This window comes from Aquipuribacter hungaricus (genome assembly GCF_037860755.1).
Classification (GTDB): Bacteria; Actinomycetota; Actinomycetes; order Actinomycetales; family JBBAYJ01; genus Aquipuribacter; species Aquipuribacter hungaricus.
On sequence record NZ_JBBEOI010000211.1, the window covers coordinates 1 to 6052 of the forward strand.

Sequence of the window (6052 nt, forward strand, 5' to 3'; positions counted from 1 at the left end):
CGACCGGCTCCCGACCGGCGGCCACCCTGCCGCCGGTCCGCCCGCGGCCCGGGGGACTTTCGCCTCTGGCACCCCGCCCGGCACCGGGCCACGGTGGCGCATGGACAGCCCCCGCCCCCGCCCCGCACCCCGCCCGCGTCCGCCGTCGACCGCCGAGCACGCCAGGCCCACGGGCCACGCCGGGCCCACGGAACATGCCGGGACCGCCTCGCTGCCCGAGCACGAGTCCTGGGCGCTGCTCCGGGCGGCCCCGGTCGGGCGCCTGGCGGTGGTCGTCGACGGGGCGCCCGACGTCTTCCCCGTGAACCACCTCGTGGACCACGGGACGTTGGTGGTCAGGACGGCGGGGGGCTCCAAGCTCGCGGGCGCCCTCGGTCAGCCGGTCGCCTTCGAGGTCGACGGGTACGACGACGCCTCCGGCGAGGCGTGGAGCGTGGTCGTCCACGGTCTCGCCTCGGAGGTGGCACAGCTGCACGACGCCATCGACGCCTTCCTGCTGCCGTCGGTCAGCTGGCACGCCGGGCCGAAGCCGCACCTCCTGCGCGTCGTCCCGACCAGGGTCACGGGCCACCGCTTCCGCCGGGTGGCGACCGTCGGAGCGTGACGGACCGTCACGGCGCCCCGACGGTCTACGTGAGCTCGGACGGTGCCGCGCTGGGGGGCAGCTCGCGCGTGTCGACCAGCCTGCGGGCGACGACGCGCAGCTTGTCGTTCGTCGTGCGGCTGGCCCGCACGAGCAGCGCGAACGCCTGGCCGTCGTCCAGCCCGTAGCGCTCCATGAGCATCCCCTGGGCCTGGCCGATGACCAGGCGGGAGCTGACCGCCTCGCTCAGCTGCGCCTGCCGTCGGACGGAGGCGTACGCGATCGCGGCGTGCGAGGCGACCATGAGGCCCACGTGCTCGGACTCGTCGTCGAAGGCGTCGGCGGCGTGGGAGTACAGGTTGAGCGCGCCCAGGTCGTCCCCGCTGACGAACAGCTGCACCGAGAGCATGCCGCGGGCGCCGGCCTCCGCCGCGCGGGCGGCGAACAGCGGCCACCGCTGCTCGGTGGCCATGTCCGCGACGCGGACCGTCTCCTGCTCGTACGCGGCGTCCACGCACGGGCCCTCGCCGGTCTCTGCCTGGAGCTGGTCGACGGCGCGGGGGAGCGGCCCGGTGGCGGCCTCGGACACGATCCGCCGCCGGCCGAGCACGAGGCTGATGGAGGCCTCGTCGACCCCGGGGACGAGGGCCACGGCGGCCCCGACGATGCCGTCGAGCGTGGCCGCCGGGGTCCCGGAGCCTTCCAGCGTCCGTGCCACGCGGGTCAGCGCCTGCGCCAGCAGGTCCTGCCCGCGCGCCGCGCCGGTGTCCTGCAGGGACGCCTGGCCCCGCCGGGCCCGCCGGGTCAGGTCGCCGGACCCGTCCTGCCCGTTGCTCACGGGGTGCGGCTCACCCGACGGTCGCCCGCAGCGCCTCGGCGAGCTCGTCCGCCTCGGCGGGGCTCAGGGCGATGACGAGGCGTCCGCCGCCCTCCAGCGGCACCTTCATCAGCAGGCCGCGGTTCTCCTTGGTGACCTCGAGGTCACCGTCTCCGGTACGGGGCTTCATGGCAGCCATGGCTCTGTGCTCCTTCATAGGGCGGGGGGCGGACGGGCCCATGGGGCGGACCGTCGCCCCGGGGTCGGGTCGTCGCCGGTGCCGATCATCCTCCTGCCTGTGCCGGCGGGGGACAGGTGCGACCCCGAGGTCTGGGCGCCCGGCGGGGCTGGCCGAGCGGAGGAGGCCACGCTCAGGTTCCTCGTCGTCGCGCTGACGGTGGCGCTGGAGGACCGCGGGGCCGACCGGCCGGCGGTCCGCCTGGCGGCCGAGGTCACCGAGCGGTGGCCCGCCCACGGCCCGACCTCCCCGGCCCGCGTGTGACGGTGGCGTCGCGGGGTATGCCGGGCGTGCCGCCGGACGGGCCGGCGTGCACCCGCACGACCGCGGCCCGCCGGCGCCGAGGTGCGGCTCGTCGACCCCGACCGCGGCATGGAGGACATCGTGAGCGACATGCCAGGCGGCGGGCCCGGTCGGTCGTCACGCCCGTCGGACGCGCTCTTGCGGTGGGCGGCGCTCACCCTGGTCGGTGCAGGTGCGCTGTGCGCGGCCCTGGCCCTCAGCCCGACGGCGCTGCTGGTGGTCACGGGCTGCAGCGCTGTCTTCGTCGTCGCCGCCGGCTGCACCGGCGCGGGGGAGCGGCGGGCCCGGGGCGCCGGGCCGTGGCTGAGGTGGGTGGCCCTGGGTACCGCGGTGCTGGTCTCGGCCGTCGGCGTCCTCTCCGCCACCGGCTGGTGGGGGTCCCTGCTGTGGGCGGGGCTGCTCGGCGTCTGCTGGTGCCTCCTCGGTCGTCCGTCGTCGGGCCCGGCTGCACCGTCCGCAGCCAGGCCGTCAGCGCCTGCGACCGAGGGTGACCACCAGGCTGCGGCCCACGAGGCCGTCGGGCTGCACGAGGTGGTCGAGGACCCCGGCCGCCTGAGCGACGAGGACCTGCGCCGACGCTGGAGGAGCAGCTACCTGCAGGTGCGCGGGACGACCGACCCGGGCGCCGTGGCGCGCCTGGCACGGGCGCGCCAGGCGTACCTGGACGAGCTGCAGCGTCGCCACCCCGGGGAGTTCGAGGCCTGGCTGGGATCGGCGAGCAACGCCGCGAGGTACCTCGCCGGCGACGTCGCCTCGGTCACCAGGACCGACGACGGGCCGCCCTGGCCGTCGGCCCTGACCGACCGGGAGCCGGGGAGCGACGCGGCCTGACCGACCCCGGCAGCCACCGACGACGGTCCGGTCGTCGGCCTGTCGCCGCCCCGCACCGGCCGGGCGGGGGACCGACGAATGCGGGTGTCACCGCCACCGCCCCGCTCCGGCTACCGTCGAGGGGCCGATCGAGCCCTGCGACAGACCCAGGGCGAGACACCCTGGGCTGACGAGGCACACGAGTGCCGGTGGCCTCTGTCGACAGGAAGAAGAACGTGAAGATCGTCTACCACAGCTTCGGGGGGCGCTACTCCGACAACCCGCGGGCCCTGCACCAGCGCGCGCTGTCCCGCGAGGACCTCGACGCCGAGCACGTCTGGCTGGCCGCACCCCGGCACGCGGGCTCCTTCCCGGCCGGCACCGCCACCGTCCCCTGGGGCACCCCCGAGGCCCTGGCCGAGCTGCGGTCGGCCGACCTCGTCGTCGCCGACATCCACCTGCCGGCCTGGGACAAGCGACCCGGCACGACCTACCTGCAGACCTGGCACGGGACCCCCCTCAAGCGCATCCACCGCGACGCGCTCAGCCAGTTCGAGCTGGAGGAGGTGATGGCCCGCCTCGACGACGACATCGCGAGCTGGGACGTCCTGCTCGGGCCGAGCGAGGCGGGCGCCGACGCGCTGCGCGCCGCGTTCGGGTTCACCGGCCCCGTCCCGGTCACGGGGTACCCGCGCAACGACGCGCTGCTCGCCCCCGACGCGGCGGAGCGACGCGCCCGGGTGCGCGCCGAGCTGGGGATCGAGGACGGCCGCACCGCCGTGCTGTACGCGCCCACCTGGCGGGACGACGAGCGCCTGGAGGGGGCCGAGGGCTTCCGCCTCGGCCTGGACCCGGAGCGCTTCGCGGAGCGGCTGGGGGAGGAGCACGTGCTGCTGCTGCGTCTGCACCACCTGGCGCCCGACGCCCAGCGGGGCCAGGACGTGCCGGGGGTCATGGACGTGTCCGACCACCCCGACAACAACGACCTGTACCTCGCCGCCGACGTGCTGGTGACCGACTACTCCTCGGCGATGTTCGACTTCGCCCTCACGGGCAAGCCGGTCCTCGTGCTCGCCTACGACCTCGAGCACTACCGCGACGTGCTGCGCGGCTTCTACTTCGACCTGGACGAGATCACCCCCGGCCCGGTGCTGCGGACCTCCGAGGAGGCCATCGACGCCCTCGCCGACCTGGACGGGGTCCGGGCGGCGTACGAGGACCGCTACGAGCGGTTCCGGGACCGGTTCTGCCACGCCGAGGACGGTCGCGCCGCCGACCGCGTCCTCGACCTGGTGCTCCCCGCGCAGGGCACGGGCGCATGAGCGGCTCCCGCCACCTGCAGGCCGTCGTCCTCGCCGCCGGCCTGGGCACCCGGCTGACCCGCCCGCTGCCGAAGTCCCAGACCCAGCTGCGCGACGGGCGCACCATCATGCGCCAGCAGGTGGACAACCTGCGCTCCGTGCTCGGGACCGACGTGCGGATCGCCGTCGTGGTCGGGTTCAAGGCGACCGTGATCATGGAGGCCCACCCGGACCTGCGCTTCGCCTACAACGAGCTGTTCGACTCCACGAACACCTCCAAGAGCCTGCTGCGCGCGCTGGAGACGTCCCACCCCGGCGGTGTGCTGTGGATGAACGGCGACGTCGTCTTCGACCCGCGGGTCCTGCGGCACGTGCAGCCGTGGCTGGAGCGCGACGAGACCTTCGTCTGCGTGAACACCGAGGCCGTGGGCGACGAGGAGGTCAAGTACACGGTCGACGCCGCGGGCTTCGTCGACGAGCTGTCCAAGACGGTCGAGGGCGGCCTCGGCGAGGCGGTGGGCATCAACTACGTGAGCGCGGCCGACAAGGCCGTCCTGGTCGAGGAGCTGCGCGCCTGCGGCGACACCGACTACTTCGAGCGCGGCCTGGAGACGGCGATCGCCCGTCGCGGGACGCGCGTCGTCCCGGTGGACGTGTCGATGTTCGACGTCGTCGAGGTCGACTTCGAGGCGGACCTCACGCGCGCGAACCTCATCGCCCCCGGGCGTCTGCGCCTGGACCCGGTCGGCGAGCCCGGCGCGTAGGGGCCGGCGGTGGGTGGCGTGAGGGCACCGCTGACGGTCGCGGCGGTGCAGCCTGCCTGCACCGCCCTGGACCTGGCGCGCAACGCCCAGGCGCACGCCCGGGCGGTGCGAGACGCGGCGGCGCGGGTGGTCGTGTTCCCCGAGCTGTCCCTGACCGGCTACGAGCTGGCCGCCGACCCCGTGGCGCTCGACGACGCCGCGCTGGCGCCGCTCGTGGCGGCCTGCGCCGAGACCGGCTCCTCGGCCCTGGTCGGTGCTCCGGTGGCGCACGGGCACGGCGGCAGGGCGATCGCCATGCTGGCCGTCGACGGGGACGGGGTGCGGGTCGCCTACCGGAAGACGTGGCTCGGCGGCGACGAGGAGTCGGTCTTCACCGCCGGCGACGGGCCGACCGTGCTCGAGGTCGACGGCTGGCGGCTGGGGCTCGGCATCTGCAAGGACACGGGCGCCGCGCAGCACACGGCCGCCACCGCCGCGCTCGGGGTCGACGCCTACGTCGCCGGTCTGGTGCACCGGCCGGAGGACCTCGCCGAGCAGGAGGCCCGCGCCGTGGTCATCGCCCGCGCCTGCCGCGCCGCCGTCGTCTTCGCGAGCTTCGCCGGCCCCACCGGGGGCGGGTTCACCGAGACGGCCGGGTCGTCGGCCGTGTGGTCCCCGGACGGCGTCGCGGTCGCCCGCGCCGGGCGCGAGGTCGGCGGGAGGGCCCGGGCCACCCTGGTCTGAGCCCGCTCCGCGGCTGTCCTGCCAGGCTGCCGGCATGCGGATCGCGGTGCTCTCGGACGTGCACGGCAACCTGGCGGCGCTCGACCTGCCCACGGTCGCCGGCAACCACGAGCGGCAGCTGCTCACCCTGCCCCCGGAGGAGATGGGCGCCTCCGACCGGCTCGCGCACGGCACCCTCGACGAGCAGCAGCGGTCCTGGCTCGCCTCGCCCCCCGCGACGCTCGAGCCCGCCGAGGGGGTGCTGGCCTTCCACGGCACGCCGACCGACGACCTGGCGTATCTGCTGGACACCGTCGAGGCGGCCGGGGCCCGCCCGGCGACGGAGGCCGAGGTGCTCGACCGCCTCGGTCCCGCCGCCGACGGCTCGACGTGGTCGCTGCTGCTCTGCGGGCACACCCACCTGCAGCGCTCGGTGCGGCTGCCGCTGGGAGAGGGCCGCCCGCACCGCGGAGGGCCACGGCCGGCCCGACGTCGCCCGGGCGCTGCGCACCGGCCGCGCCTGACCCAAGTCGG

General features: G+C 75.9%; 8 protein-coding genes and 1 pseudogene. 7 read left to right on the forward strand and 2 right to left on the reverse strand.

All coding sequences use genetic code 11. The annotated features are described in order from the left end of the window. Window positions 1-100: 100 nt before the first annotated feature. Window positions 101-604: a pyridoxamine 5'-phosphate oxidase family protein gene (locus WCS02_RS16290; RefSeq protein WP_340295139.1), complete on the forward strand. Its 504-nt coding sequence runs from the start codon at window positions 101-103 to the stop codon at window positions 602-604. A 25-nt stretch (window positions 605-629) separates the two neighbouring features. On the opposite strand, the gene WCS02_RS16295 is transcribed toward WCS02_RS16290, so the two are convergent. Continuing rightward, entirely contained in the window at window positions 630-1421 is a 792-nt protein-coding gene (locus WCS02_RS16295) for a GAF and ANTAR domain-containing protein (protein WP_340295141.1), read from the reverse strand. A gap of 10 nt (window positions 1422-1431) precedes the next feature. Continuing rightward, a complete protein-coding gene (locus WCS02_RS16300) occupies window positions 1432-1599 on the reverse strand; it encodes a DUF3117 domain-containing protein (protein ID WP_340295143.1) in 168 nt (55 codons plus the stop codon). Window positions 1600-1677: 78 nt separating this feature from the next. Between WCS02_RS16300 and WCS02_RS16305 the strand changes: the two genes are divergently transcribed. The 6 genes and pseudogenes from WCS02_RS16305 to WCS02_RS16330 form a co-directional block, all read left to right on the forward strand. After that, a complete protein-coding gene (locus WCS02_RS16305; protein WP_340295145.1) occupies window positions 1678-1902 on the forward strand; it encodes a hypothetical protein in 225 nt (74 codons plus the stop codon). A gap of 120 nt (window positions 1903-2022) precedes the next feature. Further along, a complete protein-coding gene (locus WCS02_RS16310) occupies window positions 2023-2772 on the forward strand; it encodes a hypothetical protein (protein WP_340295147.1) in 750 nt (249 codons plus the stop codon). Window positions 2773-2960: 188 nt separating this feature from the next. Continuing rightward, window positions 2961-4073, forward strand: a complete 1113-nt coding sequence (locus tag WCS02_RS16315) for a CDP-glycerol glycerophosphotransferase family protein (RefSeq protein ID WP_340295149.1) — start codon at window positions 2961-2963, stop codon at window positions 4071-4073. After that, window positions 4070-4816 (forward strand): phosphocholine cytidylyltransferase family protein, encoded by a 747-nt coding sequence (locus WCS02_RS16320; protein WP_340295151.1) that lies wholly within the window; start codon window positions 4070-4072, stop codon window positions 4814-4816. Before WCS02_RS16315 ends, WCS02_RS16320 begins: the two co-directional genes overlap by 4 nt. Window positions 4817-4834: 18 nt before the next feature. Then, window positions 4835-5539 (forward strand): carbon-nitrogen hydrolase family protein, encoded by a 705-nt coding sequence (locus WCS02_RS16325; RefSeq protein WP_340295153.1) that lies wholly within the window; start codon window positions 4835-4837, stop codon window positions 5537-5539. 34 nt (window positions 5540-5573) lie between these two features. Further along, window positions 5574-6052: pseudogene (locus WCS02_RS16330) on the forward strand (hypothetical protein); the annotation flags it as partial.